Consider the following 26,228-nt stretch of genomic DNA (forward strand, 5'->3'; position numbering starts at 1 on the left):
CGTTAGCCGTTGTTAGTGTTGTATCGCTACTCGTGAGTAAACTCGCTCAAATCGCGCTCATCTCTCTAGAGCGAGTTTAGTCACAGTGCGACGGGCGATATCGTTCGTCGTCAGATTGTGACGAATAGGAAGCCACCATCCGATGCACATCCATTCCGACGAATCCGACGAGGTAGACGCTGAACGTCGATACAATCGCGTCCTCTCGGCGATCTACCAGCAGACCAGTCCGATGCAGCGGCCGGGCGTCACACTCGAAACGGTCTGCCTCACGCTCGTGGCGCACGGGTCGTTCGAACGCACAGGGGTCAAAGCGTCACTTCAGGCAGCCCTCGACAACGACGACGCGATCGCGTACAAGGACGAAGACGGGCAGCTGCGATTCGCACTGCTCACCGACGATAGCGTCGACCGACTCGTAGCTGAGTATCCTGAGGTCGCCGACCACGACACTATCCGAGAGTACCGGGAGGATCCATGACGCACGTCTGGGGCGTCGCCGACGAGACGATCCTCGAGGCCGTCCACGAAGCCCTCGATAATGACGATTGCCTCGCCTTTGGCGGGGGAGTCCGTCCCAAACACGTCGCGATGCACTGCGAACTCCAGCCCGGTTCGCTGCGGGACCGGCTGCTGACGCTCAGCACTGATGGGCATCTAATCCGGGTCTGGGGTGTCGATGCCGATCAACCGGGCTACCCCGCACGGCGCGGCTATCTGCCAGCAGGGCATCCTGCCGCAACTGCCCCGTATTCGCTTCCGGTCGACCAGTGACCTCAGACCGTGGGGTCGGCATGGTGACGCGCTGCTGGGGGTGTCCTCTGGCAGGGTTGCGTACGCCCCACGGGAGGATATCACTGGCCGTTTCACGACAACAGAGTTGCGTTTATACTGCATAATTACAGATATACTGATAGCGAATCGTACCGGTCTCGGGGTGACACATTGGATGACCTCCGACGCCGACCCAAGTAGTCCTGCGACTCTTCTAATTCATGTCCCAATCAATTGACACAGCGACAGCCACGGCAGCACCACTCCCACGGAACCCAGCCCGGTCTGGGGCACACGCACTGCGCTGGTTTGAAACGATGATCTGGCACGATCACGCCGTCTGCAGCGAGTGCTTCGCTCGCCTCAAGCGGTCGGATATCGCCGAACGCGATCACTGGGGCAACCAAGATACGATGTCGTGGCGGACTGAGTCGGCCGTTCTCGGGGAAGACCACATCGAGCCGCCGGCGTCGGTCGCCAACTGCGCCCCCATGCCCGAGAGCAAGACGACCTGCGCCGAGTGTGGCTCTGTCCGGGGCCTGCGTCAGTCTGATACACTGTCGAAGGATGCGGCCATTGATCGTGTTCCCGCGCTCGCCGCTCGTCTGCAAGAGGCTGGCTATCACGTCCAAACCGATCACATTTACCGGGCAGTCGCGCACCTGAAGAGCCAACGGGGACAGTACGCCGAGAACGACAAGCGGATCTTCGCCGTCGCCGCAGCGCTGGGAGTCCAGCGATGAGTGTTCTGCCATCGACGCCGGACCGCGTCGCTGTCGAGACGCTGCAAGGCGACATTCGTTCTGGGCCCGTCGTTGACGAGCTCGTCGAGGCCGACGTTCACGACATCCAGCGTGTGTTCCGCGTCAACCTCGGTGGGACGATCATCCGTGTCCCAGAGGACGACGCCGGCATCCCCGATGACGCGGTGACTGCCACGCGGCAGTAGACGAGGGGATGCATCGTTCGTCAACCGGCCGGCATCCAGCTCGGGTGTCACAGCCGGCCGCCCTGCCCGGTACTGGTGCGCTCGTCCCACATACCCACTCCACGAGCGCGGGGTTCGACTCCCTAACCGGGCCTACGATGAGTCGCAGTTGCACAGGAGGCGCGTGATGGTCTCACTTTCATTCCTCGTCGAGAACGCCTCAACGGCAGTTCTGGTGATCCTGTATCTTTTTTACGAGATTCACCACGGCCGGCTCGAGCGCGTTGCCGACAAGGTCGATGAGGTCATCATCGCCGTCATCGCTCTTGCCCAAGAGAACGACGACATCGACGAGGACGAGGTTGCGGACCGACTGAATGGCTCGTCGCCGGACGATCTCCGACTTGAGGACGACTCATGAACGACATCCAACTGCTCTTACTCGGCGTGGCACTCGGCGCGATTCCCAGTTCGGAACTCGGCCGTATCGCTGTTGCCACGCTCGCGAAGAGACTCGGGCTGAAACCACGCGAGATTCGGCGATTCAACGCAGCGACTGAAGACGGTGCTGGCGGCGAGACGCCAGAGAGTGATAAGCAATGAGTCGCACCAACATTCCGGTCTCCGACGCTGTCTACGACCGGCTTGCCGACCACAAGGCTGAGGGCGAGACGTGGGACGACGTCCTCGAGCAGGCCGCCGACGCGCTGGACGAGGAACCGGGCAGCGAGCAAACTGCGTGCATCACCCCAGAACAGGTTGCTGAGATTGCTCGCGAAACGGCGGCTGAAGTCGAGAATCGCATGACACGACGGTGAGGGCAACTTGCACGCATGACCTACGTCTACGACTGCGACGGCTGGTGTGACGACGATATCCACGACGAACGACCAGCGTTGACCGGTGAGTTCAACGAGGAGTTCTACAAGAGTACTGCCATCGGCGGCCGACTCTCTGAGCAGGGCTATGATCTCGGCGATCTGGTCACACTCTGTGGGCCCTGCGTCGAGCGCCTGTTGATCGAAGCCGACGTCTGACCATGCCCGACGACAACCCTCGTGACCGACACCGCGACCGCGTCTGGAGCGAGCGGGCTGGCGACCAGTGCCCTCGCTGCGGCGCGTCGTTCGATCAGGCTGGCGGCGCCGACGTCCATCATCGTGATGGTAACGAGCGCAACGGCGAGCCGGAAAACCTCCGGAAGCGGTGTCCGACGTGCCACTTCGCCGGCGAGCACGACCGGCCGGACGACGCGCCCAACTCACAGCAGCCGCCGGGCCCGTCGCGGTCGAGTCCCAGCAGCCCGCGGACATCTCCCCGCTGACTCACTACTGACACCCAACAACTCTTCGAGCCACCAATGACTGATGACGACTACGAGATCTCCGAGGAACCGCCTCGCGATGAGCAGGGCCATCCGATCCATCCTGAGCGAGGCCACCGGATCTGCGGGGCCACGAAGTCGGACAAGACGACACCGACTGACCACGGCCGCGAACGCGACGACGTCGACTACTGTCTCCTCGCTGCGGGCTGGGGCGAGAATCGCGATGTCGGCCCCTGCAGCAAGCACCCCGTCACTGGCGAGCAGTGGGGCGAGTCCAACCCGAACTACGACACTGGCAGCTACTCGGAGTTCCAGCGCCTCCAGCGCGAGTCGCTGACCGAGCGCGAGCAGGAGATGCTCGACGCGCTCGACTTGGATGAGCATGCCGACGATTTCGCGAAGGACGTCGTCAAGGAGGCTTACCTGAAGTACCACCGCACTGGTGACGATCGCTTCCTCCGTGAGGCTCGTCAGTGGGCCAAGGAGTTCGGCGTGATCGCGTCGCCGGCGGACGAGATCGAGGTCCAGGCCGACGTCAACCAGACGACCGAGCACCAGCTGGGCGACGACGAACGCGAGCTCGCACTCGAGACGATTCGCGAACTCCAGGAGCGTGATGCCGGTGAGTAGTCCTGTCGATGCCGGCGCTATCGCCGACGTCGCGACCGGCCAGGCACTCGACGCGAAACGCCAGACGCTCAACCCGTTCGAGGGCCCGGCAACGTGGGTTGACTTCGCGAACGAGCTGACGCGGAACTACATGGCCGGCGAGATGGACGACGACCCGTACCATCTCCTCGACGAGCACCACGGCCACTGGCTCGAGAAGTTCGACGCCGGCGACCGCGTCCTGCTGTGCCATCGCGACGGGCTCAAGACAACCATCACGCTGGCGTACCTCATCGCCTGTCTCGAGTACAAGCCTGGCTTCCGGGCGATCTGGGCGATGAACAACGAGACATCGGTGACGAAGAAGGCCGACACGGAGTTCTGGAAGATGGTCAACCGGAACCCGTGGCTGACCAGCCTGAACGCGCCGCCGAAGAAGGACAACATCCAGACGAAGATCTTCGAGAACGGATCGACGCTGACTGCTGGGTGGCTGTTCGGCGGGATCGAGGGCGACCGCGCGCACCTCCTGGTACTCGACGACATCATCAAGGAGAAGGGTGACGGCTCGACCGACGACGTCCTCGACTGGGTCGAAGCTGTCAGCGTCCCGATGGTGAAGGACAACGGCCGCACGGTCGTGATCGGGACGCGGAAGCAGACCGACGACATCTACCAGAACTTCCGCCTTCGCGATGGCTACGACGTCGATGAGTTCCCGGCGATCCTGGACTACTGGGATCAGCAGTTCAGCGCTGATGACGACTGGCAGGCCCGGCGGCCCGACGACGACCTTTACACCGAGGTCGAGGACCCGTGGAACGAGGGCGAGACGCTTCAGGTGCTCTGGCCAGAGGCGCGGGGGCCCGAGTGGCTGGCCGATAAGCGCTCGAAGATGGCCGACCACCGCTTCTGGCGGGAGTACTCGCTCGTCATCATGGGCTCGTCGGGCGACCTCATCGACGCAAAGGACGTCCGGCTCCCCGCCGAGGACGGTGGCTGCTCGATCACCGACCGCGACCCGCCGCCGAAGTACCGCGCCGGGCCTGGCGAGGTCGTCATCCTGAGCCACGACCCCGCGAACTCTCCGACCGGCGACGACGCCGCGTTCACGGTGTGGCTCCTCCAGCGCGATGGTCGACGTCGCCTCCTGGACTGCCACGCCGAGGCGGGGATGAGCCCGAGCGACGTCAAGACCACGCTCGTCGAGTACGACCGACGCTACGATCCGGCGATCGTGGTCGTTGAGAACAACGGGATGCAGAGCTACGTCGCCGAGGACGCCATCGAGTTCGACGCCCAGCTGGGTGCGAAAGTGACCGGCATCCCGACGACCGGCGCGAAACACTCCTGGGACAACGGTATCCCGCGGCTACGGATCCTCGTCGAGAACGGTCGCATCCTGTTCCACCGAGGCCACCGGCCGACCGAGGACTTCATCACCGCGATGCAGAGCCTCGAGCGCCGGGACGGCAAGCTGCACGGCCACACGCCGGACTACATTGCAGCCTGGTATATGGCGGAAAAGGGCCTCCGGAAGCTCGAGGATATGGGCATCACCGAGATCGACGACATGCCCGATGCCGACGAGGATGAGGAGGACGACGAAAGCACGGATAGCGGCCTCTACGGAGCCTGATCGACATGGTCACACGAAAGGACGACACCGAGGATGACGAGGAATCGCGTGATAAGTACGGCATCGTCGGCGGGAAAGACGCCGTCGACGACATCCGGAGCACTCTCGAAGAGGACGAGGACGACGATGAGTGACGTCGACTACGAGGAGGCGTGGAGCGAGTACGAGACTGCACTCGAGTCGCTGGCCGACGAGATCGAGGCCGACACGCCGTCAGCCGGCAACGGGTCGCTCAACGGCCGGGACTGGTGTGAGGAGAACGATGTCCCCGAGGTGATGTTCGCCCACGCCGTCGAGCAGGAGTTCGAGCGGTTCGACTACGGCGTCTCGCCGATGCACCCCTGGAGGACGACGATGAGTGAGACTGACCCGCCGAAGATCTGGATCGACCACTACGACCTCAACCTCGGCGTCCGCGGCGGGTCGCAGGACACCCTCGAAGAGGTCAAAAAGGTCTTTGACGAGGAACTGGAGAAGGCGGCCGAGCGTGACCCGAAGCTCGATGAAGAAGACCTGACAGAATCGAGGGACTTCCAATGAGTAGCGACACTGACTCCGGTGTCTACTCCGAGATCACGAAGTCGGTCGCGGAGAAGTCAGCCGAGACCCAGCAGCTCCAGGAGGAACACGTCGGCCAGACCCGCGGCGGTGCTCGCCGGCCACCGTTCAACCCGGTGAAGATGGCGGAGCTCCTCGAGCACAACGAGACGCACGCAAAGTGCGTTCACGCGAAGGCTCGATACGTCGCCGGCTTCGGTATCAACATCGTTCCACACCCAGAGGCTGAGGATCCAGACCCGGACGGTGAGCAGTACGAGCGGGTTCACGACTTCTGGTTCGGTGACGACTCCAACTGGCAGGTCGGGCCGATGGAGAGCGAGCGGGCGACCGCGACCGACGTCCTCCAAACGGCCTGGACAGACTACGAGGCGATCGGCTGGCTCGCGATCGAGATCCTCACCCAGACCGACGGCACGCCCATCGGCCTGGCGTACGTTCCCGCCCACACCGTTTGGAAGCGAAAGGAGGATCGTGGGTTCGTCCAGTTGCTCAATGACAAGACGCAGTACTTCGGTGTCGCTGGTGACCGCTACCGAACTGACGAGAACGACAGCCCCGACCCCATCTTCGTCGACGGCAACTCGGGGAACACGGGTTCGTCCGTATCGTCTCCCGCCAACGAGATCATCTGGAAGCGGAACCACTCCCCGCTCTACCCCCACTACGGAGCGCCCGACGTCGTCCCTGCTGTCCGTGCGATCCGCGGTGACGAGGCAGCCAAGGACTACAACATCGACTTTTTCGAGCACGACGGCGTCCCGCGCCTGGCGATCATCGTCAAGGGGGCGGAACTCACCGAGAAGGGCCGCGAGGAGATGCGGACCCTCATCGAGGATAACAACGAGAACAGTCACCGGACGGCGTTCATCGAGACGGAGAAGATCGTTCAAGGCGACGACTACCTGAACCTCGCCGACGGGGCCGACGCAGATGACGTCGAGATCCGGATCGAGCCGTTGACCGTCGGGATGGATGAGGAGGCCTCGTTCCTCGAGTTCCGCGACCGGAACGAGCACGACATCCTCAAGGTTCACGACGTCCCGCCGGTGGTCGCCGGCGTCGTTGAGTCCGGCGCGTTCTCCACCGACTCGGAGGAACAGCGGAAGGAGTTCGCCGAGGAGACGATCAAACCCAAGCAGCACGACTTCGCGGATCTCCTCTACGAACTCGTCCACAAGCAGGGCCTCGACGCGCCCGACTGGACCATCCGGTTCGAGCTGGCGAAGCCCGACACCAAGCTCCAGGATCTCGAGATCGCCAAGCAACGGATCCAGGCGGCGCAGGGCCTCATCACCGTGAACGAACTCCGCGAGGAACTCGGGTTCGAGCCGTTCCCGGACGACCACGTCTACGGTGGCCAGACGCTTGTCGTCGAGGTGACTGGAGGCGCTGGCGCAGGCGGTGGGATGGGCGGCATCAGCCAGCAGATCGAGGACCTCGTCGAGCAGCGAACGGACGAACTTCTCGACGAGTACCAGACCGATATCGACGCCGGGCAGCGGATCGAAACCGGTGCTCAGGCCGACAACTGACCGATGGTTGACGCGACTCATTCGGCATCCGGCTCGGGGCTGGCCGAGCGCCGGCGGCACGTCCGCCACCTCGATAAGCAGGACTTCTCTCCTGAACAGGAGGAGGCGTTCAACCAGTTCCTCGACGACTACGTCGACGCCCTGACGCCCATCGAGGAGGACCTCGACGAGTGGCTGCGGAACGCGAGCGAAGAGGATCTTGAGTCGCTGGAGTCCATCCAAAACGACCTGCGGCAACTCATCGAGGAGGGCGGCTACGTCGACGACTTCGAAGAGGTGTTCCAGGAGGGCGGCGAGCGAGCGACACAAGCCGGCCGCCGGCTCGCCAGTCGGCGGTACAACCTCGGTCTCGATCCGTTTGACGTCGTCCCCGACCGGGCACTGGAGGTCATCGACGACTGGGTAGACGAGGCCGCGGGAAGCACGCTGGAGACGATCGACGAGAACGCCTCAAGGTGGCTCCGGGGGGCTCACGAAGACGGCCTCTCCATCCCAGAGATCCAGGAGCATATCAACGACGAACTGTACGACTCCCGACTCGAGGGATATGTCGCCGAGCGCGCCGCACGGACGGGCACGAACTCGACGTCAAATCTGGGCGTCCACTCCAGCTTTCAGGAATCGGATATGGTCGTCGGTGAGGAGTGGATCGCGATCGGGGACCGACGAACGCGGGATGATCACAACCAGGCCAACGGCCAGATCGTCGCTGTCGCCACACCGTTCATCGTCGGCGGTGAGAAGCTCGACTACCCGGGCGATCCGTCGGGATCCCTGCAGCAGATCGTCAACTGCCGGTGTACGATGGTGCCGGTGTTCGAGGACGACCTCAGCGATGATGAGCTCGAGGCGATCGAGGGTGGCGGGCGGATCCGAAAGGCGTCCGTCGACGAGACAGTCAAGCTCGCTGCCGATGGAACTGTCGAGCCACTCGCTGCTGGATAGAAGATAACCAACCGATGACGCTCCCCGCGCCGAGGTCCAGAGCGGGCCGGAGGACACCTCAGAATCATGCCACGAACCCAAGACGCAACAATCGAGGAGGAACAGGACATATCAGCAGAGGGCGTCATCGCGGAGGCGGACCTCAAGGGCGACGTACTGGTGTCACTCAACATCGAAGGCACGGCTGCGGCGTCGTACGCGCTTGACGTGAGTGCGACGGGTGAGGATGGCGATTGGTTCGAAGGCGAGGAGACGTACGACCAGGCAAACCTCGACGACGCAACCGACATCCGAGACAGCTTCCGGTTCGGCCATCGCTACCTCCGCATCCGCGTTACCGGGACTGCTACGGCCGGTGAGACGGCCGACGTCACGATCTCGGAAGCGCGATAGCCCGGCCAACTACCGATGACCCCATGCCCCCGCCGGGGCCACTGGGCGAGATCCATACCGGCGTTCTCACAGGACACCAATGAGTACACAGGAGAAGCGTCACTTCACCAAGCACGTCGCCATCAAGGCGATCGACGAGGAGGAGCAGACCGCCACCGGGATCGTCTTGACGCCCTACGAGCTGGACCATCAACTCGACTTCGTCTACCCGGACGGAGTCGGGGCGATGTACAACCCTGATCCAGACGATGGCGTCCTCCACGCTCGGTTCCCCGACGATGCGGCGGAGCTCGAGTTCAACGAGGTCCTCGCCGAGGATCAGGAGATCGACGGCGTGCAGTTCGAAGCCGGCGACTGGGTCGTACGGCGCAAGTATCACGATGACGAACTGTGGTCGTTCGTCGGCGAGGTCCTTCACGGGTTCTCCATCGGTGGCGACGTCACCGAGGCCGACGAGTTCGACTCGATCGACGATCTCCCGGACGAGGTCGAGATCCCGGACAGCGTCGACCCGGACTCGGTTCCGGACAAGTACTGGCCGCCGGCGGGGATCCGTAACGGGGCCACGACGGAGATCTCCGACGTCGACATCCCGGCGGTGACGTCGGCGGTCTACGCCACAAAGTCGGCCGGCGGCTCCCTCGAGAAGAACCTCTACGAGAACGCCGATGATCGCGAGGACTTCGTCGAGACGATGTCGAATCGCGGTGCTCCCGAAGACACCGCGGGCGAACTCTGGGACTACCTGGAGCAGCTGGAGAAGACGGCTCCCGACGGCGCCGTCGCGAAGTTCTTCGCTGACGCCGAGAAGGCGGAGGAGATCATCGACCAAGAGAGTCAGCAACCAGACATGGAAGACAGCAACCCACCCGACGACGAGCCCGACGACGCCACGAAGTGGCGGCGGTTCAAGTCGTGGCTGAAAGGGTCGGACTCCGATGTCGCCGATGCCGATGACGGCGTAAGTCCCGCGGACGGGCAGTCCGAGGTCTCGGCGGGGACGTTCTCGAAGGCGATCGACGTCGCCCGGGACGTCTCGAAGGAGGGCCGCACCCTCAACGCCCAGAACCGCGAGGCGTTGATGGCAGCCCACGACGCGATCGAGGCGGCGCTCGAGTCGGAACTCGACTTCGAGGGGAACCGATTTACAGACGACGACAAGACGGACTTCGACATCGCTCAGTTCGGCGGCTCCAGCGAGGGCGGCGACGATGGCGATGGCACTGAGAAGTCTCGACCGACCGAGAAGCTCACCGAAGAGCAGGGCGAGCTCGTCCTCGGCGCACTCCAGCGATTCGTGGACAACCAGGGCGAAGCGCCCTTCTCCGACTTCCGGTCCTGGGTCTGGTCGACAGACATCCTCGACGACGATACGGCGTTCGCGGCCGACGAGGCCGCACACCAGTACCGCGAGTGGGTCCGCGAGCAGCGCGATCAGACTCCGGTCACCGAGGACTTCCTCGACTGGGTCCAGAGCGAGAGCGACACCGACACCGAGATCACCATGAGCAAGGATACCGACAACGACACGGAGAGCGAGGACGAGAAGAGCCTCGCCGAACAGAACGCAGAGGCGATCGACGAACTGACGGACACCGTCAAGGACCTCACCGACGAGATCTCCGACGGCGGAGAAGGCGACTCGGAGAAGTCCGCCGGCGGCGACGGCGGCGAAGAGGAGGGTGAGGCAGACGAGAAGTCCCAGGCTGAGAAGAACGCCGAAGCGATCAACGAACTCGCCCAGTCGGTCAAGAGCCTGGCGGAGGCATCTGGCCACAGCCAGCAGCTGGACTACGACGGCGAGACCGAGAAGGACGCCGACGGCGAGCCCGACGAGGGCGAAGTCAAGAAGGCGTTCCTCGGTCTGTAAGGCGAGTCAACTGCACACCCATTAGCAATCTGAGATTTCCATGGCATCCAGAACCATCGACAACGACCTGAGTAGCATCACTGAGAAGAACGCACTGACCGTCTCGGATCTCGATGCGGGCGGCACGCTTCCCGATCCGCTCTGGGACGAGTTCTGGACGGACCTGACCGAGGAGACGCCGCTCCTCGACGCCGTCCGGACGGAGACCGTCGGTGCGAAGAAGACGCGCATCCCGCGCCTGAACATCGGCGAGCGCCACCGCCGACCGCAGTCCGAAGGGCAGTGGAACCAGAACGAGGTCGACATCTCCACTGGCCACATCGAGATCAACACCGAGAAGGGGACCGTCGCGTGGGACCTCCCGACCGAGGTCGTGCGCGAAAACCCCGAGGGCGAGGCACTCGCGGACACGATCCTCAACCTGATGACCGACGCCTGGTCGGCCGACGTCGAGGACCTCGGCGCGAACGGCGACGAGTCGGTCGCAGACAACTTCGAGAGTCAGAACAACGGCTGGATCACCCTGGCGCAGGGCGAGGCCACGACCATCGATGCTGCTGGCAACATCCTCGACAACGACATGGTCGTCAGCACGATCGCGGGCCTCGACTCCAAGTACCGGTCGCGGATGAACCCGGCGCTCATCGTCTCCCAGGACCAGCTCCTCAGCTACCACTACACGCTGACGGATCGCGACACGCCTCTCGGGGACAACGTCCTGATGGGCGAGGCGGACGTCAACCCGTTCAACTTCCCCATCATCGGCAGTGGCCTCTGGCCCGATGGCTACGCGATGTTCACCGACCCGCAGAACCTCATCTACGCGCTGTACCGCGAGCTCGAGATCGACGTCCTCACCGAGTCCGACAAGGTGAGCGAGCGCGATCTCTACGCCCGGTACTTCATGCGCGGCGACGACGACTTCCAGATCGAGAACACCGACGCGGCCGTTCTCGTCGAGAACATGGGAGACCCGCTCGCGAACATCAACTTCACGGCCTAACGGTGATGGATGATGTCTGAACGCACCATCCGTCATCGAGAAGATGGCCCGCGGAGGTTCACCCGACTCGGCGTCGATATCGACACCGAGCCAGGCGATGAGGTCACCGTCGACGGCGACGTGGCCACGGACCTCGTCGAGGGCCAGGAGTACTTCGAGTACGTCGACGGGTCTGGTACCGCTGGCGACAGCGGGGCCGAGGACTCGAGCGATGACGGCTCGACCGAGTCGGAGTCGACATCCGACGGGGAGCCAGACGCTGACGACGGCGGCAGCAGCGGCAACGACGGGTACGAGTTCGCCGGCGAGGACGCGTGGTTCGACGACCACGACGACTACCAAGCGCGCATCGAGCGCGTGGAGTCTGGCGACGTTGACGACCACCTCGACACGATCGCCAACATCGAAACGAGCGATCAGGTGAAGGACGCGATCGGCGTCCGACGCGCCGAGATCGAGGGGTAAACTCCCATGCCGCTCCAGCCTGACGAGGTCACCTCCGAACTCCCGTTCGATGCCGACGCGTTCGGCATGACCGAGGCGGACTTCAACAGCGAGCTGGAGTCGTACATCGCGACAGCCGCAGAGCGCGTCGAAGACTGGCTCGCCGTCTCGCTCGAACCGAAGACGGCGACGGAAACGCTCTCCCGACCGTCGCATGTCGATGACCACGACCTGCCACTACCCAGACGGCCGGTCCAGCAGGTCGCCTCAGTGTCGATCGACACCGACCGAGTGAGTGGCGGCGACGTCGAGCCGGACGACTACTGGGTCGAGGAGACGCACCTGGAGCTGAAGCCCGACGCGAACCGCGACGCCTGGCCAACGGATCGGCGGTCGGTCACCGTCGAGTGGACGCACGGTCTCGAGGAGATCCCCGAGGGCGTGAAGAAGGCGATCATCCGGCTGGTTCGGGCTCGACTCCGGGCGATCACGGCGGACGGCATCTCGTCCGACACGATCATGGGGGACTCGATCTCCTACGAGCCGGAGGAGAAGGTCGTCCGTCGCGCCCGAGGCGACGCTACTGGCTACGAGGCGCCATCCTACTACGGGGGTGCAGCCTCGGTATGAGCTTCCCGTCCGCACCGGCGAAGGCTCGCCAGCGGCTCCAGATGCACGGCTCCGACATCACCATCCAACACTACAAGATCGAGGATGGTGGCTCCCGCGGCAGTCGACCGGTCGAGTCCGAACAGCAAACCGTCAAGGCGTACGTCCAGGACAAGTCGGCGTCGACGAACCTGCACGAGCTGCTCGGTCGCGAACTCTCGATCGACGTCCGGTTCCGCGTCCTCGAAGCGGCGATGCACGATGACCTCCGCGACGGTGGTCACGATGGCGCGTCACGAGTGACCTACCGCGAGCGGACGTACGTCGTCGAGCACGTCGAGGATGAGGGCGATGGAACGCTGACGCTTCACTGCTCAACCTGGGAATCAGACTAAGATGATCGACAACTACGACGACCGCAACCGCGAGAAGACGCTCGACGCGGTCAGCGACTTCTCCGCCGAGCAGCTCAAGGCGTTCATCGAGTTCGAGAAGGCGCACAAGAACCGGAAGACGGTGGTCGAGCCACTCGAAAGAGAGCTGATGACGGTGACGTCGGCCGGCCGCAACTACGTCGCTGGGCTCTGGTTCGACTCCGTCGACGAAGAGAAGATCGTGCGCGAGTCGCGCCGCATCGAGCAGGCGATCGACGCCGGCGATCTCGAGGTGGTCGGCTGATGGTCGAGGACAAAAACAACCTCCCCGAGGCGAAGGAGGCGCTCGATGAGGGGCTGGCCGACGGGATCGAGAAGCTCCACCGGCTCTGCCTGCGACGGTTGATCAGGAATATGAGCAACGGGAAAGACGCGCTCGGAAACTCCTGGGAGCCGTTGAAGGAGTCGACGATCCAGGCCAAAGGCTCGGATACACCACTGATCGACAGCTCTCGACTCCTCACGAACATCAACGTTGCGTCGGAGATGAACCGGAAGACCAAGACCTCGATCATCGGGACGAATCTGGACTACGCCAAGCATCACGAGTACGGTGCCCCAGAAGCCGGGATCCCCCGGCGACCGATCTTCGGTCCCGTAGCTCGCTTGGCGGGCAAGAAGGCACCCGAGGTACTCGGCGAAGAGATCGGGCTGAAACTCGACGAGGCGGAGGTCTGATCGGCGATGCTGACAACTGCCGAGGAGGATCGGCTTGAGGCCAGCTTCCCGCTCAAGGGACTCACTGTCGATTACGAGGGCGGGTCGTACACGTACGACCTCACACCATTCTGGAGTGGCGGTGACGATGCGGGCGATGATGCGACCGCCGACCCAGACTACCCGGCGCTCGTGTTCGGGTGGGATGCCCAGTCCGAGCCTGCTCCCGAACGCCAGCCCGTCGACAACGTCGCGTCGATCGACAATCCCACCGACGTTCCAGAGTACCGCGAGACAGAGACCGCCGAGGTCTACGACGAGCTGTCGGTGACCGTCGCAGTCGAGGCAGCTCACGACGCCAACGGCGTGCCGCCACAGGTTCGAGGCAGTCAACTTGCCCGGCACCTGTGGCGGTTCACCGAGCATGACCTCGACCTGAACAGCGTCGGTCCAGATGGCGAGCGTCCGATGCGCGTCGACGTCCAGAGCGGGCCGACGCCGAGTCGCGTCAAGCTGACATACCGCCTGGAGTGGGCACTCCGGCTTCACCACTCGGAGACCAAGGAGACCGTCTACGATACGGTTGAGAGCGTCGGCGTCGAGGCTGAACAGACACGAGACTAACACCCAACGAACGAACACACATGACGACAGTTTCACCGGTCGAAATCGACGTTTCGGCAGAGACCGCTGCACTTCCCCAGGAGACCTTCACCGATGTCGCGGTGATCGGGACGGCCGCGAATGCACCGCCCGATGCCGCCTTCGGCGAGGTCAACCGCTACGGAAGCGCAGCCGAGGTAGCAAACGACTACGGCGACGGATCAGATGTCCATGTCGCCTCCCAGGCCGTCGCCGAAAACGGCGCGGACTTCTGGTACGTCCTCGTCCTCGAGCAGACCGAGGTCGTCGACGAGAACGTCGACGATGGCAACACCGTCGCGAACACGCCGATCCACGGCAAGGTCGGCGTCTCCGCAGACGCGCGGGATGTCGTCTACACGGCTGACGATCCCGTCGCAGCGCCGGCGGAGGGTGAGGTCGCGGTCAACACCGCGACCGGCGAGATCTCCACCGGCGACGGAACCGCGGCCACGTTGACGTACTCCCACGTCGACTGGAGCGGGCTGGTAGAGCTCGAGTATCACGGCGTCAACCGCGCCCATCTCGCGGACACGCGAGCCGGCCGTGAAGACATCGGGGACTACGACGAGTTCGTCGCCTGGGCCGCATCTGCCCGCGTCGGCGTCCCGCTCCCGATCGAGGACCCGCGGCAGTACGAGAGCGACGAAGAGGCGATGGCCGTTGCTCACGACGTCGCCGGCTACGTCCCCGGCGGTCATGTCCTCGGGATCACCGCAAAGGCCAGCGGCGACGTCGGAGCCCACCAGCTGGGCAAGATGGCCGTGAACGATCCCTGGCGGGACTTCCACATGGACGGCGAGGGGTACCCCTTCGCGATCGACGGCATCAGGGGCAGCCTCATCGGGAACCCTGGCGTAAACGACACGTTCGTCGGCGGTGACGCCGACGGCAACGGGCCGACCAACGTGGTCGTCTCGATCGAGGGGACGAACACGCTCTGGCGAAGCGTCTCGACGGCTGGCGCTTCGAGCGATTATCAGTTCTTCGACGTGAAGATGACCGAGGACTTCGCGATCTCGGTCATCCAGAACGCGCTGATCAGCCGGCAGCTGAACCGGGATCAGATCCCGTTCACTGAGGATGGCCAGTCCATGATCGAGGACGCCATCATCGGTGGGCTCAACCAGTACGTCGGCGGACCTGACGATCCCTTCGCCGAGGCTGACATCACGGTCCCAGCGCCCGAGGATGTCCCCGAGGACGACCGGGCCAACCGCCAGTGGACCGGCATCCAGCTCGACTACCGACTGACCGGCAGCGCCCAGACGTTCGGCGTCCAGATGACGCTTAGCGTTTGAGCGTTCCAGCCCCATCCTGACAACTAACCAACCACGAGGTACACAAAAATGTCACAATACGACAAGAGCGAAGTCACGATTCTCGTCGACGGCGTGCGGGTCGAGCAGCTGAAGAACTTCGACCCGCCGGAGGAGTCCTACGAACGCGAGTTCAACGCTACGGTCGGCGATGACGACGACGTCCTGCTCGCAGACAGCGACCCCGAACTCGAAGGAGAGATCGAGGTCTCCCCGACGTCGGGCACGATCCCAACACTCAACAGCCTGACCGAGTCCGGGAACGAAACCACGATCACGGTGCGGTTCCCGTCGGCCGACGCTCGGGACAGCGAGACGTACGTCCGGGTCGTCTTCACGAACAAGGCGTACGCGAACAGCTTCGACGACGACAACACGTCCCCGCCGAACCGGACGTACACCTTCATCGCCAACGACACCCAGTAACCCATGAGCGATGAAATCGACATCCAAGAGCTTGAGGAACAGGACTGGGACGTCAGCGACGACGACCCCCGCGAAGAGATCGAGTACGAGTTTCTGAACGGAAACACGAAGCGGTTCCTCGTCCAGGACCCTGACACGAACAACCTGCTCGACATCGTCGCGGTCGAGCCGGGGGAGGACGGGGATATCGCGGAGAACCTCTACGAGATCGTCAGCGCCGCGGTGGTCGCCCCCGAGATAACGCTGGAGCGGTGGCAGGAGGTGCGCCCCGCAGACCGGATCGGCCTTGCCGACGAGGTGGCTGAGGTCATCGGTCTAAACAAGCTGCTGGGGTTTACCGACGCTGGGCTCGAAGCCCAGCTGGACGACTCACAGTTAGAATCGCTCGAGAGTGGGGCCTCCTGATCGAAGAGGTCGACGCCTGGCCCTGGGAGAAGAAGCTGTTCTACGGCATCTGTCTCGCAGAATCCAACCCGGATCAGAGCGACGCCCGCGAGTTCGACATCGACGACTTCGCCGACATGGACGGAGTTCCGGACAAGTACCGCCCATAGCAAGATCACTTCCACCATGGTTGGCTCGGTGTTTTAACCTAGGAAACGTGACTGTTGGATAACGCGATGCGATCCGAAGGAGATCACAAGTGTCCGGAATGTGGTGAGGTATTCGGGAACCACCAATCCATGAGTAGTCATCATGCTGCTCTCCACGGCGGACCGCCATTCACGAGTGAATGTAGTGCAAAATACTGCAATGTGGAGTACTCAACCCCTCCTTCCCAGGATCAAAAGAATATCAAATACTGTTCACAAGAGTGTCGAGTATCTGGACCATGGCGAGACGAACAGATGATGGAATTACTCTATATATTGAGAGACATGTCCGCTTCTGAGATCGGAGACTATCTTGGTTGCTCAGGGCAGACGGTTTGGCGATGGCTGAAAAAGCACGGTATCGAGACTCGAGGGGTGAATGAGGCGAAGTACACGCGTCTCAGCTCAAAGGATTGGTTGGTGGAAACTTACGTCGAGAAAAATATGACCTCTGGAGAGATAGCAGAGTGGATTGGATGCCCAAGCAGTCTCGTGTGGGAGTGGTGCCAAAAGCATGGCATCGACTGCGAGGAGAACGGATCTTGGCCACGTGGCGAAGATCACCACCTGTACAAGGATGGTGATAACAACTACGGTAAAGGTTGGGATGTGGAGAAAAAAGAACGAGTCAGAGAAAGAGATGGTCGTGAATGCCAGCACTGTGGCCGTGATGAACAAGAGCACATCAAGCTCTTCGGGACGAAACACGTCGTCCACCACATAGACCCAGCCAGATCCGTCGCCGATCCTGAAGAGCGAAACGCGATGAAAAACTTGGTTACACTCTGCCGAGGCGACTGTCATCAAAGCTGGGAGAAAATGGCCCCACTCCGACCCGACACTACCACATTTACTACCACCTAAGTCTGACTCAGTAGCACTGATATTCGGCGAGGATCACTCAATAGGGCGCTCGAAAATAAGTGATACAGTCGTCCCACCTGAATCGATTCTATCGACCAGCTGCCATCCTTCTTTGGCTTGTTGATTGAGTTGTTTTCCGACACTTTCGGCAGACGGTAGAGACTCGATGTCAACAACGCGGTACTCGTATCGACGATCCTGTGGCATAGCCCACAGTTGACCGCAATACAAAATAAAACATACTGACAAAAACGATGTTAGGAGGAGGTGGACACCGGACGATCGCGACAGTCCTCACCGCTCGCGACGATGCGACAAGTAAACTTAACCGCGTTGAGCGCGCCGGCGACGACGTCGCTGAATCGGCGTCCGAGGCAGAGCAACGTATCGAAGGACTGAGTACTGCGTTCGCTGCAACTGGCACAGCGACCGCAGTACTTGGGGGGTCGGTCGCTCTACTCACGCAGCGGTTCAGTCGGTTAGGAAAAACGTTCCAGACGATTCAGACGACATCCGGCGCGACTGCTGAAGAGATGCAACAGATCCGGGGTGCAGCGAAAGACATCAGCTCAACGCTCCCAGTCACGCTTTCTGAATCCGCTCAGGCGATGAGATCACTTTCGTTCGCTGGGCTCAGCGCATCGGAGTCGATCTCTGCAATTCGAGAGACAAGTGAGCTTGCTGTCGCGGCACAGATGCAGACCTCCCAAGCCGCTGATATCGTGGCTCAGTCGATGAACGCGTTCAACCTCGAGGCTGAGCAGGCTGACGCCATCGTCGGCTCGCTCGGGAGCACATTTAGTAACTCGACGACGCGGGTTCGAGAACTAGCACAGGCACTCACCGAAGTTCAGTCAACGGCCGCCTCTGCCGGTCTTTCCGTCGCCGGTACGGTCGGTGCTTTGGGGACGCTGGCCGACAACGGTATCCAAGCCTCGAAGGCAGGAACGTCTCTGAACGCAGTACTCTCCCGTTTGGCTGGGAACAGCAGTCAGACACAGAAAGCCCTCGAAGAGTTGGGGCTCTCGACGAGCGACTTCACGAACGAGGCCGGCGAGCTTCAAGACATCACAACCATCGTCGGAACGTTGTCCGAACGAATGGAAGATGCGTCTCAGGCTGAACAGATCCGGCTCGCCCAACAAATCGGTGGGCGTGAGGGTGCTCGGGCGCTACTCCCACTCATACGACAGACTGACAAACTGGAACAGAAGGTTCGTGACAACCTTCGTGCGGAAATCCAGGGTGCGATTGGCGATCTCGCGGAGATGGGTGATGAGGAACTCGAGACGACGTCACAAGCCCTTGGAATGGAAGTATCTGGGGAAACGAGTACGCAGGAGCTGGTATCAAATCTCCAGGCCTTGGACAGCCAGGGCGAATCGACTGAAGAGATTGTTTCCCGGCTTCAGGTCGGGTTGGGGCTCACTGGTCAGGCTGCTGAAGAACTCGCGACAGAAATCACTGAGACAAACAAATCTGCCGAGGAGATCGCCGACGCAATCGGCGGTGTGATGACGGCGGCGGAACTTGCCGAGGATCAGACAAAAACGCTCTCTGGTCAGATTGAGCAACTCCGATCGTCGTTTCAGGTACTCGGGTACGAAATGTACCAAGGTACCAAACCAGCAGTATCAGCAGTAGTTGGGGGGTTACAAAGCCTGGCAACGCCACTCAGTCAGAATACCGCAGTTGCGCGGGCACTTGGCGTCGGATTGATTGGGTTGACAGGAGCTGCCGCCGTTGCGACCGGCGCCCTTGGAGCTCTTATCGTCAACCTAAAAATCGCACAATTACAGACAAGTGTATTAACTCAACAGACAGCCACGTATAATGCACTAACCCGGGCATCTACTGCAGCCACGCTGGCGAAGAACAAAGCCCTCTGGCTCGCAACAGCGTCGACGGGGCAACTTGCTGCAGCTACGAGGGCGAAGACAGCTGCAATGTGGACGTCGATCACTGGCTTGTATTCCTCAGCGACGGCCGCTCTTGCTGACGCGAGTGCGAAAGGTGTTGCTACAGCAGCGACAGGAGCTCTCGCAACCGGATTCGTAACGCTACAGGCCGCGATGGGGCCTATCGGCTGGCTTTTGTTGGGTATCGCCGGTGCCGCAGTTGCTTTGGCCGCGATCTGGAAAGGAGATCTATTCGGTGCTGGTGAAGAAGCAGGCAACCTACTGGGGTGGTTCGGAGATAAAGCTGGTACGGCTTGGAATGTTACCAAGCAACTGACAGGAATATTATTCGAGCTCGCACGGATCGGCGCGACGATCGCGGGACTCTCACTCATCGCACCGTTCGCCGCGGTGCTGAAGCTCCCGGACCTCATCTCCAGCGTCGGGCCGAAGGTCAAGAAGGCGGCAATGAGCCTCCCGGGGAAGATCGCGGATGGACTCGCGAGTCTCGGTCCCGCGAAGTACGCACTGCCCGTACTGGGGCCGTTGCTGCTCGCGAAGGACATGATCACAGATCCGAGCAAGTGGCTCGACGCCGGGAAGCAGATCCCGGGGATGATCGCGAACGGCATCAAGAGCGCCGCATCGAAGCCCGTCGACGCGGTCACCAACGTGGCGTCGGGGATCCGCGACCGGCTCCCGTTCTCCCCGGCTGAGAAGGGACCGCTCCAGTCGCTCGGAGAAACCGGGCCGGGACTGATCCAGACGATCGCCGGCGGCGTCGAGTCGGAGGCACCGACGCTCGTCTCATCGATCAGCAACGTGCTGGGGCAGACCCCGCTGGGACAGGCGGCCGGAGCCGCGGGCGGCCTTCTCGGGAAGACACCGCTCGGGCAGGCCGCCGGCGCGGCCGCTGACGCGATCGGTGGCTCCGGTGAAGGCGGTGATTCTGGTGGTCCGGGCGGTGGGTCGGGAGAGGGGATGCCGCGGCTCGAGATCACGATCAACCAAGACATCGACGTCGACGGCGGTGACGCAACCGAGGCAGACGTCGCCACGGCCGCGAGTGATGGCGCATCGGAGGCGATCAGCGGTGACGCGCTCGACGCGTTCTTCCAGCAGCTCGCTCGGGAGGTGAACAACTAACCATGTCAGACGTCGTGACGATCGGCGATATAGTGCTCTCGGGCGTGACGAGTATCGACGACTCGGGAGCTTGGAACGCGCCGGAGAAACGCACAGAACAGGGCTTCCAGTACAGCACCTACGTCCGGCAGGAACCAGTCGAGGTCTCCCTCGAGGCGTGGGTTCCCGTCGACGAGTATCGCTCCCTGCAGTCGCTACGGGAGAGCGGGGAGCCGTTCCCGGCGTCGGTCGGTCAGATCTCTATCTCGAGAGCGAAGCTGGAGTCGCTGAACACAAAGAACGAGGCGAAGCGCGACTCCCACTACCAGGTCTCGATCACGATCAAACAGATCACAGAAGCGGAGATCGAGACAACGGAGATCTCGATCGAGACCGAGTCCGGAGCGATGGGGAGCTCGGCAGCAGACACGGAGCCGTCCCTGGGCCAACCGGAAGACAACGATGGCGGCCAGGTAGAAGACGAATCCGGCGGCATCGTGGATTCGCTGTCTGGCTTTCGTGAGTCTCTCTCGGGGGTGCTCTAATGGAGGAAATCCCGATCCCCGCCCGTCGCGCCCGGGACAAGCGCCCGATCCATCTTGAGTTCATCCCGCAGTCGTTCCCCGGGCAGCGGTTCGCGCTCCGGATGGACTGGAACGCCGTCCAGGAGGAGTGGACGGTCGAGATAGAGCACCTCCGGCGCGAGTTCACCATCACGAAGAGCATCGCGACGCCCTACCGGCCGTACTCCTACCTACCGTATCTGGTGTTCATCTTCGCTGATCCATCGGGTGAGGAGACGGCTGTGACACCGTCGAACCTCGGAGAAGAGATGAAGTTCTGGGTACTCCCCGGGCCGTCCGGCCGCCAACCAGAGGAGGACTGACCGATGACCGTCTGGCAACAGCACCGGAGTGTCGACGCCGGGGAGGTCTCGCTCGACGGCCTCGACCTGGACATTCGCGTCAACAAACCGAAGGACGATCCGCTCGAGTTCGAGGTGACGACGTGGAACCTGACGTCGGATACCTGGGGCCGTATCGAAGATGGCGACCTCTGCCGAATCGAACTCGGCTGGGCGGACGGCAACATCGAAACGGTGTGCCTCGGGAAGATCGACACGAGAAAACGTTCGGCGGGGACGTCGGATATCGAGTACACGCTTGGCGGCGTCGACGAGACCGAGGCCGCGACGAAGGTCAGCCCCGACAGCTCCTGGTCGCAGAAGACGTGGGTCGATAAGCGTCCCGACCAGATCGTCGAGGCGCTCGCAAGCGAGATCGGGCTCTCGGCGCAGACGGAGTCCGCCGGCGACCCGATCAAAGGGTCGTGGTCGGTCACGCCAGACAAAACGGTGACCGGCTGGCTGGATGACCTCGTCCAAATCGCCGCGGAGAACACGGGCGTCGAGTGGGAGTGGTTCGCGGTTCGCGGCCAGATCTTCTTTCTCCCACGCTCGGAGGAGGCCCAGGAGGCTCCCCAGCTGAGTTACGAAGGGATGTTGGTCTCGATCGGCGAGAAGTCGGACACGAACGACGACGTCGAGGGGCAGCTCGAGTTCGAAGCGATGTGCGAGCCTCGCATCTCGAAAGGGGCTGCTGTCTACGTCGAGACGGAAGACTACAGCGGGCCGTACCGCGTGAGCGACTACGAGTTCCGCTCCTCAACGCAGTCCGGCGACCATCTCGTCCGTGGGACGCTGACGCCGGTCGAGGCGGACTATTCTATCGAGAGCTGATCATGAACGCCTGGGATCAATCGACGAGACCGTGTCCGAGTACCGACTGCGACGGGACGGCCGTCGCGAAGACCAACCAGTGGGGGGAGATCACCCACTACGAGTGCCGCGAGTGTGCTCAGGAAATCGATGCGGGAGATGGCCGATGACGGGGAACGTCGATACGTTCAAGCAGGCCGTCCGCTCGGAGATCCGGGGCATCTACACCATCACCTTCGTCCGCATCGAGGAGATCGACGAGGAGACGCGCCGGGCGGTCGTCTCACTGAAGAGCGACTCGGACATCCTCATCGACAACGTCCCCGTCGCGTCGCCGTTTGCACGCGACGGCGCCGGGATGATCACGCCGGTCGAGAGCGGTGACGAGGGCCTGGTGATGCACGCCCAAGAGCCCCTCGCGAAGCAGATCCAGCAGCGCGGCGAACAACCTTCCGAGAGTGACCGGCGGTTCCAGCTCGAGGACGCCGTGCTGCTGCCGTTGCTCTGGCTCGACGAGGACACCATCCCGGAACACGGGGCGAACGAGTTCGTGGTCGATCTCGGCGAGGGTGCGCCAACGATGCGACTGAACGGGGAAACTGGTGGCTTCCAGCTCGTCGACGGGAGCGGTCACGGGATCGTCTCCGACGGCGAGGGGAACTTCACTTGGCACGCTCAGTCGGTCGACGTCAAGGAGGGGCCGATCAACTGATGTCTCCCGACCGCTACATCGACATCGGGTTTGGGTTTTTCCAGGGCGGCTTCGTTATCGCAGTCCTGACCGGCGCGAGCCGCCTCGCCATCAGCCTTCTCGCCCTCGCCACGGTAATCGGCGTCATCGGAATCCGTCGAGGAGGGTCTGGTTCATGACCGTCCCTGCAGTAATCGGCGCTCCGACCGAGGCCAACGGCCACCCGTCGGCGTGTTCCGAGCCGGCGACGGGAAGCGTCGAGTCGACAGATGACGCACCACTCTCGATCGAGGGTGCCGATGTCGCGACGCACGCGGCCGCGGTGATGCACTTCCCGTCGCACGGCCACGCAACGGATCCGATGGGGAACTGCATCGACTACCAAACCCACGACCTGACGCCCGACCAGGACCACCTCCTGACGGTCAACGGAGAGCCGGTGATGTGCGTCGACGACTCGACGACAGATCCTGGGTCTGGCGGGACGGCAACGATCACCGACCACGGTGGGAACGAGATACTGACGGTGACCGAATCGTGATAGACCGATGAAATACAATCGTACACTCGCGCTCGAGGAGGACGGCAGCTACCGCGTCGAGAACGGAGAGCTCGTCTGGATCGACGGCGCGGCAGCTGTCGAACAGGAACTGAAGACGACGCTCGCGACCGTCCGCGGTGAGGATCCGTTCGACGAGGACCACGGTCTCCGTGTGTTCGAGGCGGCTGGCTCGGCACCGCCGATCCTCGAGCGAGAGATCCGGGATGCGCTCCTGGAGGACGATCGCGTCGAGGCGGTTGATGAGATCGTGATCACGGATCCGGACGCAAACCGTCGGGTTGACGTCGCGATTTCGGTGACGCTCGTTGACGGCACGGGACTCGACTTCGAGACGGAGGTCACAGTCTAAACCATGAGCAACAACTACGGTATCCAGGACGACGGCTCGTTCCGTCGCAAGCACATCGACGATATCCGAGGGGACCAGAAGCAGCACTTTAAAAACGAGGTTGGAGAAGACATCGAACTCCGCCAGGCGTCTCCCCAGATGCAGGCGCTCGACATGAACGCCCTCGAGCTGGCGCGGCTGTGGGAGGTCGCCGAGTCGATTTACTACGCCTCCTACTACGAGGACAGTTTCGGGGAGCAACTCGATAAGCAGCTCGCGCTGGCGGGCTTCTCACGGATCCCGGCACGGAGTGCGACCGGCGAGGTCGTGTTTTTGAGAGACTCGCCAGCACCGGAGGACATCACCATCCCCTCGGGGACTATGGTGACGACGCAGCGAACGGAAACGAAACCACGGATCCCGTTCGAGACGACTGAAGGAGTCGTCCTCAGCGCGGGGAACTCCGAAGCCACCGCGCCGATCGAGGCGCTCAAACCCTGGCAGACAGAGCTCGATGAGGAGTGGCTCGGTGCCGAGACGAACGTCGCAGCGCACACGATCGAGCGCTTCGAAGACCTGGTCGCCGACGTCGACGACGTCACGAACCCCAATCCCACGGGCGACGAGTCGCTCGGCTATGTCGAGGGGAGGGATCGCGAGACTGATGCTGAGTTCAAACTGCGGTATCAGAACAGCCTCGCTGATGGCGGGGCAGCGACGCTCCGCGCCGTCCGGTCGGGCGTGTTCAACGCTGACGACGAGATCAAGTCCGTCGGTGTCGACGAGGTCCGCGACCCGGACCAGGGGTACGGCGTCCAGGTGACGGTGCTGGCACCCGACGTTTCCGACGAAGTCGTCGCCCAGGCGATCGTTGACTCACGGGCTGGCGGCCTCGAATCGTTCGGCTCTGAGTCTGGCATCGGGACGCTCGAGGACGGGACAGAGAAGACAGAGTCCTTCAACCGAGCCGATGAGGTGACGATCCTGCTCGTCGCCGATCTGACGACGTCCGATACGTTCCCGTCGGATGGCTCGACTCAGATCACTGACCGGATCATCCGTTACATCGGTGGCACGGCGTCGGATAACATCGGCTACCCCGGCCTCGAAATCGGTGAGGACGTCATCTACGACCAGCTGTTCCGGCGCGTGATGGAAACCCAGGGGACAGTCATGGCCGACCTCTGGATCGGAACCGACGATCCCGACACGGCCCAGACGACCGATGCCGACGATGCCACTGTGTCGGATTCGTCGGCCCGTGGTGTTCGATTCGAGGCCACGGCGGATGCCGATGACGTGCTGGTCGAGGCCCGGCTGTCAGCCAACGTCGCAGATGCAACCCAAGCACGACTGCTCGACAGTAACGGAAACGTTCTGACCAGTACGGACATCTCCGATGTCGCTGCCGGTGAGTGGTTCCGGTTCGACGGCGTCCTCTCGTGGACCTCCGGTGAGGCGTTCGACATCGCTGTCGACGCTGAGGGGGCCAGCTACACGATCGGGCAGGACGCTGACCCGACGTATCCGTACGATGGAGCGGCCGCTGGCGTCGACATCACCCAACGGTACCGGGGGGATCTGGATCCAGATGGGTCCCCTCAGGCCACGCGCCCGAACGTCGACGGTGTCCGGCTCAACCAGGTCGGTGAGAGTAACATTTCAATCACAGACACCCAGGCCGCGATGACCGGGATATCGGAGGTAACGGTCAATGTTGAATGAGCAACCCGCCCGTGAGCGCCTGGAAGCGTCGCTGAAGACGCCGTATCCTGCAGACGGTGAGATCTGGTCCGCCCTCATCACCGCGTTCGCCAACGAGTACGACGAACTCGAACAGGTGTTCGCGGACATCCTGGCGGCGAAGTTCGTGACCTCAGCAACCGGCGAGCAGCTCGACCGGCTGGCGACGATCTTCGACCTCGAGCGCCGGACAGACGAACCCGACTCGGTGTTCAGGATTCGCGCCCAGACGGCGCTGCGGTCACAGCTCTCCAGCGGGACGATCGACGAGATCCGCGAGACGATTGCGGTGCTCTTGGACGCAGAGATCGACGACGTCGTCGTAGACGAACCAACCGATATCGAGCCAGCGCGGGTTGACATCGGCGTCTGGGAAGAGCAGTTGAACGATCGTAACTTGACGACGGATGAGTTCTTCCAGGAGGCTGAACCGCTCACCGCAGCCGGCGTCGACGTCCAGGGCTACGCCCGCGGGACGTTCGAGTACGCGGCTGCTGGTGATGATCCGACGGACGCCGATCGCGGATACGGGACGCTCACTGACGATAGTGTCGGCGGGACGTACGGCTCGCTGCTGAAGTGACACCAGATTACT

At 62.6% G+C, this 26,228-nt stretch carries 39 protein-coding genes; 38 read left to right on the forward strand and 1 reads right to left on the reverse strand.

Annotated elements, in window-relative coordinates; all coding sequences use genetic code 11:
* Window positions 1–142: 142 nt before the first annotated feature.
* The 28 genes from BDK61_RS12735 to BDK61_RS12865 all read left to right on the forward strand — a co-directional run bounded on the left by BDK61_RS12735 (window position 143) and on the right by BDK61_RS12865 (window position 17,569).
* Window positions 143–481, forward strand: a complete 339-nt coding sequence (locus BDK61_RS12735) for a hypothetical protein (RefSeq protein WP_121303399.1) — start codon at window positions 143–145, stop codon at window positions 479–481.
* Entirely contained in the window at window positions 478–774 is a 297-nt protein-coding gene (locus BDK61_RS12740; protein WP_121303400.1) for a hypothetical protein, read from the forward strand. The genes BDK61_RS12735 and BDK61_RS12740 overlap by 4 nt, the downstream gene beginning before the upstream one ends.
* Before the next feature lie 221 nt (window positions 775–995).
* Window positions 996–1,517 carry a hypothetical protein gene (locus tag BDK61_RS12745; RefSeq protein WP_148709138.1) on the forward strand — a complete coding sequence of 174 codons (522 nt, stop codon included), beginning with the start codon at window positions 996–998 and terminating at the stop codon, window positions 1,515–1,517.
* The gene (locus BDK61_RS12750; protein WP_121303402.1) at window positions 1,514–1,723 is read left to right on the forward strand and encodes a hypothetical protein; all 210 of its coding nucleotides are present in this window, start codon (window positions 1,514–1,516) and stop codon (window positions 1,721–1,723) included. Before BDK61_RS12745 ends, BDK61_RS12750 begins: the two co-directional genes overlap by 4 nt.
* A 166-nt stretch (window positions 1,724–1,889) precedes the next feature.
* Window positions 1,890–2,123: a hypothetical protein gene (locus tag BDK61_RS12755; RefSeq protein WP_121303403.1), complete on the forward strand. Its 234-nt coding sequence runs from the start codon at window positions 1,890–1,892 to the stop codon at window positions 2,121–2,123.
* Window positions 2,120–2,305: a hypothetical protein gene (locus BDK61_RS12760; RefSeq protein ID WP_121303404.1), complete on the forward strand. Its 186-nt coding sequence runs from the start codon at window positions 2,120–2,122 to the stop codon at window positions 2,303–2,305. Before BDK61_RS12755 ends, BDK61_RS12760 begins: the two co-directional genes overlap by 4 nt.
* Complete coding sequence (locus BDK61_RS12765; protein ID WP_121303405.1) at window positions 2,302–2,520, forward strand: hypothetical protein; 219 nt, start codon at window positions 2,302–2,304, stop codon at window positions 2,518–2,520. The genes BDK61_RS12760 and BDK61_RS12765 overlap by 4 nt, the downstream gene beginning before the upstream one ends.
* A gap of 15 nt (window positions 2,521–2,535) precedes the next feature.
* Window positions 2,536–2,739, forward strand: coding sequence for a hypothetical protein (locus BDK61_RS12770; RefSeq protein ID WP_121303406.1), 204 nt, complete (start codon window positions 2,536–2,538; stop codon window positions 2,737–2,739).
* A 2-nt stretch (window positions 2,740–2,741) separates the two neighbouring features.
* Complete coding sequence (locus BDK61_RS12775) at window positions 2,742–3,026, forward strand: hypothetical protein (protein WP_121303407.1); 285 nt, start codon at window positions 2,742–2,744, stop codon at window positions 3,024–3,026.
* Window positions 3,027–3,062: 36 nt separating this feature from the next.
* On the forward strand, window positions 3,063–3,659 hold the full coding sequence (locus BDK61_RS12780; protein WP_208644667.1) for a hypothetical protein: 597 nt from the start codon (window positions 3,063–3,065) through the stop codon (window positions 3,657–3,659).
* The gene (locus BDK61_RS12785; protein ID WP_208644668.1) at window positions 3,652–5,277 is read left to right on the forward strand and encodes a phage terminase large subunit family protein; all 1,626 of its coding nucleotides are present in this window, start codon (window positions 3,652–3,654) and stop codon (window positions 5,275–5,277) included. Before BDK61_RS12780 ends, BDK61_RS12785 begins: the two co-directional genes overlap by 8 nt.
* 5 nt (window positions 5,278–5,282) lie before the next feature.
* Window positions 5,283–5,411 (forward strand): hypothetical protein, encoded by a 129-nt coding sequence (locus tag BDK61_RS24200; protein WP_279629713.1) that lies wholly within the window; start codon window positions 5,283–5,285, stop codon window positions 5,409–5,411.
* A gap of 220 nt (window positions 5,412–5,631) precedes the next feature.
* Window positions 5,632–5,817, forward strand: coding sequence for a hypothetical protein (locus tag BDK61_RS24345; RefSeq protein ID WP_121303939.1), 186 nt, complete (start codon window positions 5,632–5,634; stop codon window positions 5,815–5,817).
* Window positions 5,814–7,370 carry a phage portal protein gene (locus BDK61_RS12795; RefSeq protein WP_121303409.1) on the forward strand — a complete coding sequence of 519 codons (1,557 nt, stop codon included), beginning with the start codon at window positions 5,814–5,816 and terminating at the stop codon, window positions 7,368–7,370. Before BDK61_RS24345 ends, BDK61_RS12795 begins: the two co-directional genes overlap by 4 nt.
* 3 nt (window positions 7,371–7,373) lie before the next feature.
* The gene (locus BDK61_RS12800; protein WP_121303410.1) at window positions 7,374–8,315 is read left to right on the forward strand and encodes a phage minor head protein; all 942 of its coding nucleotides are present in this window, start codon (window positions 7,374–7,376) and stop codon (window positions 8,313–8,315) included.
* 66 nt (window positions 8,316–8,381) lie between these two features.
* Complete coding sequence (locus BDK61_RS12805; protein ID WP_121303411.1) at window positions 8,382–8,708, forward strand: hypothetical protein; 327 nt, start codon at window positions 8,382–8,384, stop codon at window positions 8,706–8,708.
* Between the two features lie 79 nt (window positions 8,709–8,787).
* Window positions 8,788–10,578 (forward strand): XkdF-like putative serine protease domain-containing protein, encoded by a 1,791-nt coding sequence (locus BDK61_RS12810; RefSeq protein WP_121303412.1) that lies wholly within the window; start codon window positions 8,788–8,790, stop codon window positions 10,576–10,578.
* Between the two features lie 40 nt (window positions 10,579–10,618).
* Window positions 10,619–11,581 carry a phage major capsid protein gene (locus BDK61_RS12815; RefSeq protein WP_121303413.1) on the forward strand — a complete coding sequence of 321 codons (963 nt, stop codon included), beginning with the start codon at window positions 10,619–10,621 and terminating at the stop codon, window positions 11,579–11,581.
* Window positions 11,582–11,593: 12 nt separating this feature from the next.
* Window positions 11,594–12,046, forward strand: a complete 453-nt coding sequence (locus tag BDK61_RS12820) for a hypothetical protein (protein ID WP_121303940.1) — start codon at window positions 11,594–11,596, stop codon at window positions 12,044–12,046.
* 6 nt (window positions 12,047–12,052) lie between these two features.
* A complete protein-coding gene (locus BDK61_RS12825) occupies window positions 12,053–12,655 on the forward strand; it encodes a hypothetical protein (RefSeq protein ID WP_121303414.1) in 603 nt (200 codons plus the stop codon).
* On the forward strand, window positions 12,652–13,029 hold the full coding sequence (locus BDK61_RS12830; RefSeq protein ID WP_121303415.1) for a hypothetical protein: 378 nt from the start codon (window positions 12,652–12,654) through the stop codon (window positions 13,027–13,029). Before BDK61_RS12825 ends, BDK61_RS12830 begins: the two co-directional genes overlap by 4 nt.
* A gap of 1 nt (window position 13,030) precedes the next feature.
* Window positions 13,031–13,312 carry a hypothetical protein gene (locus BDK61_RS12835; RefSeq protein ID WP_121303416.1) on the forward strand — a complete coding sequence of 94 codons (282 nt, stop codon included), beginning with the start codon at window positions 13,031–13,033 and terminating at the stop codon, window positions 13,310–13,312.
* Window positions 13,312–13,746, forward strand: a complete 435-nt coding sequence (locus tag BDK61_RS12840; protein WP_121303417.1) for a hypothetical protein — start codon at window positions 13,312–13,314, stop codon at window positions 13,744–13,746. The genes BDK61_RS12835 and BDK61_RS12840 overlap by 1 nt, the downstream gene beginning before the upstream one ends.
* Before the next feature lie 6 nt (window positions 13,747–13,752).
* Complete coding sequence (locus BDK61_RS12845) at window positions 13,753–14,349, forward strand: hypothetical protein (RefSeq protein ID WP_121303418.1); 597 nt, start codon at window positions 13,753–13,755, stop codon at window positions 14,347–14,349.
* Between the two features lie 20 nt (window positions 14,350–14,369).
* Complete coding sequence (locus BDK61_RS12850; protein WP_121303419.1) at window positions 14,370–15,668, forward strand: hypothetical protein; 1,299 nt, start codon at window positions 14,370–14,372, stop codon at window positions 15,666–15,668.
* 48 nt (window positions 15,669–15,716) lie between these two features.
* Entirely contained in the window at window positions 15,717–16,112 is a 396-nt protein-coding gene (locus BDK61_RS12855; protein ID WP_121303420.1) for a hypothetical protein, read from the forward strand.
* 3 nt (window positions 16,113–16,115) lie between these two features.
* A complete protein-coding gene (locus tag BDK61_RS12860) occupies window positions 16,116–16,517 on the forward strand; it encodes a hypothetical protein (RefSeq protein WP_121303421.1) in 402 nt (133 codons plus the stop codon).
* Window positions 16,518–16,960: 443 nt separating this feature from the next.
* A complete protein-coding gene (locus tag BDK61_RS12865) occupies window positions 16,961–17,569 on the forward strand; it encodes a helix-turn-helix domain-containing protein (RefSeq protein ID WP_208644684.1) in 609 nt (202 codons plus the stop codon).
* A 33-nt stretch (window positions 17,570–17,602) separates the two neighbouring features.
* Here BDK61_RS12865 and BDK61_RS24350 read toward each other — a convergent pair whose 3' ends face one another.
* Window positions 17,603–17,776, reverse strand: coding sequence for a DUF4177 domain-containing protein (locus BDK61_RS24350; protein WP_121303422.1), 174 nt, complete (start codon window positions 17,774–17,776; stop codon window positions 17,603–17,605).
* 47 nt (window positions 17,777–17,823) lie between these two features.
* On the opposite strand from BDK61_RS24350, the gene BDK61_RS12875 reads away from it, so the two are divergent.
* From BDK61_RS12875 to BDK61_RS12915, 10 genes are all read left to right on the forward strand, one after another.
* Window positions 17,824–20,613: a phage tail tape measure protein gene (locus BDK61_RS12875; RefSeq protein ID WP_121303423.1), complete on the forward strand. Its 2,790-nt coding sequence runs from the start codon at window positions 17,824–17,826 to the stop codon at window positions 20,611–20,613.
* Between the two features lie 2 nt (window positions 20,614–20,615).
* On the forward strand, window positions 20,616–21,137 hold the full coding sequence (locus BDK61_RS12880; RefSeq protein WP_121303424.1) for a phage baseplate protein: 522 nt from the start codon (window positions 20,616–20,618) through the stop codon (window positions 21,135–21,137).
* Entirely contained in the window at window positions 21,137–21,478 is a 342-nt protein-coding gene (locus BDK61_RS12885) for a phage baseplate plug family protein (protein ID WP_121303425.1), read from the forward strand. The genes BDK61_RS12880 and BDK61_RS12885 overlap by 1 nt, the downstream gene beginning before the upstream one ends.
* A gap of 3 nt (window positions 21,479–21,481) precedes the next feature.
* Window positions 21,482–22,330 carry a hypothetical protein gene (locus tag BDK61_RS12890; protein WP_121303426.1) on the forward strand — a complete coding sequence of 283 codons (849 nt, stop codon included), beginning with the start codon at window positions 21,482–21,484 and terminating at the stop codon, window positions 22,328–22,330.
* Window positions 22,331–22,475: 145 nt separating this feature from the next.
* Window positions 22,476–23,021 carry a Gp138 family membrane-puncturing spike protein gene (locus tag BDK61_RS12895; RefSeq protein ID WP_121303427.1) on the forward strand — a complete coding sequence of 182 codons (546 nt, stop codon included), beginning with the start codon at window positions 22,476–22,478 and terminating at the stop codon, window positions 23,019–23,021.
* Window positions 23,021–23,179: a hypothetical protein gene (locus BDK61_RS23450; protein WP_167467381.1), complete on the forward strand. Its 159-nt coding sequence runs from the start codon at window positions 23,021–23,023 to the stop codon at window positions 23,177–23,179. Before BDK61_RS12895 ends, BDK61_RS23450 begins: the two co-directional genes overlap by 1 nt.
* Window positions 23,176–23,541, forward strand: coding sequence for a hypothetical protein (locus BDK61_RS12900; protein WP_121303428.1), 366 nt, complete (start codon window positions 23,176–23,178; stop codon window positions 23,539–23,541). Before BDK61_RS23450 ends, BDK61_RS12900 begins: the two co-directional genes overlap by 4 nt.
* 7 nt (window positions 23,542–23,548) lie before the next feature.
* Complete coding sequence (locus BDK61_RS12905) at window positions 23,549–23,911, forward strand: DUF2634 domain-containing protein (RefSeq protein WP_121303429.1); 363 nt, start codon at window positions 23,549–23,551, stop codon at window positions 23,909–23,911.
* A gap of 3 nt (window positions 23,912–23,914) precedes the next feature.
* A complete protein-coding gene (locus tag BDK61_RS12910; protein ID WP_121303430.1) occupies window positions 23,915–25,615 on the forward strand; it encodes a baseplate J/gp47 family protein in 1,701 nt (566 codons plus the stop codon).
* The gene (locus BDK61_RS12915) at window positions 25,605–26,216 is read left to right on the forward strand and encodes a hypothetical protein (protein WP_121303431.1); all 612 of its coding nucleotides are present in this window, start codon (window positions 25,605–25,607) and stop codon (window positions 26,214–26,216) included. Before BDK61_RS12910 ends, BDK61_RS12915 begins: the two co-directional genes overlap by 11 nt.
* The last annotated feature ends 12 nt before the right edge of the window (window positions 26,217–26,228 follow it).

Origin of the sequence: Haloarcula quadrata, assembly GCF_003634715.1 — an archaeon.
Classification (GTDB): Archaea; Halobacteriota; Halobacteria; order Halobacteriales; family Haloarculaceae; genus Haloarcula; species Haloarcula marismortui.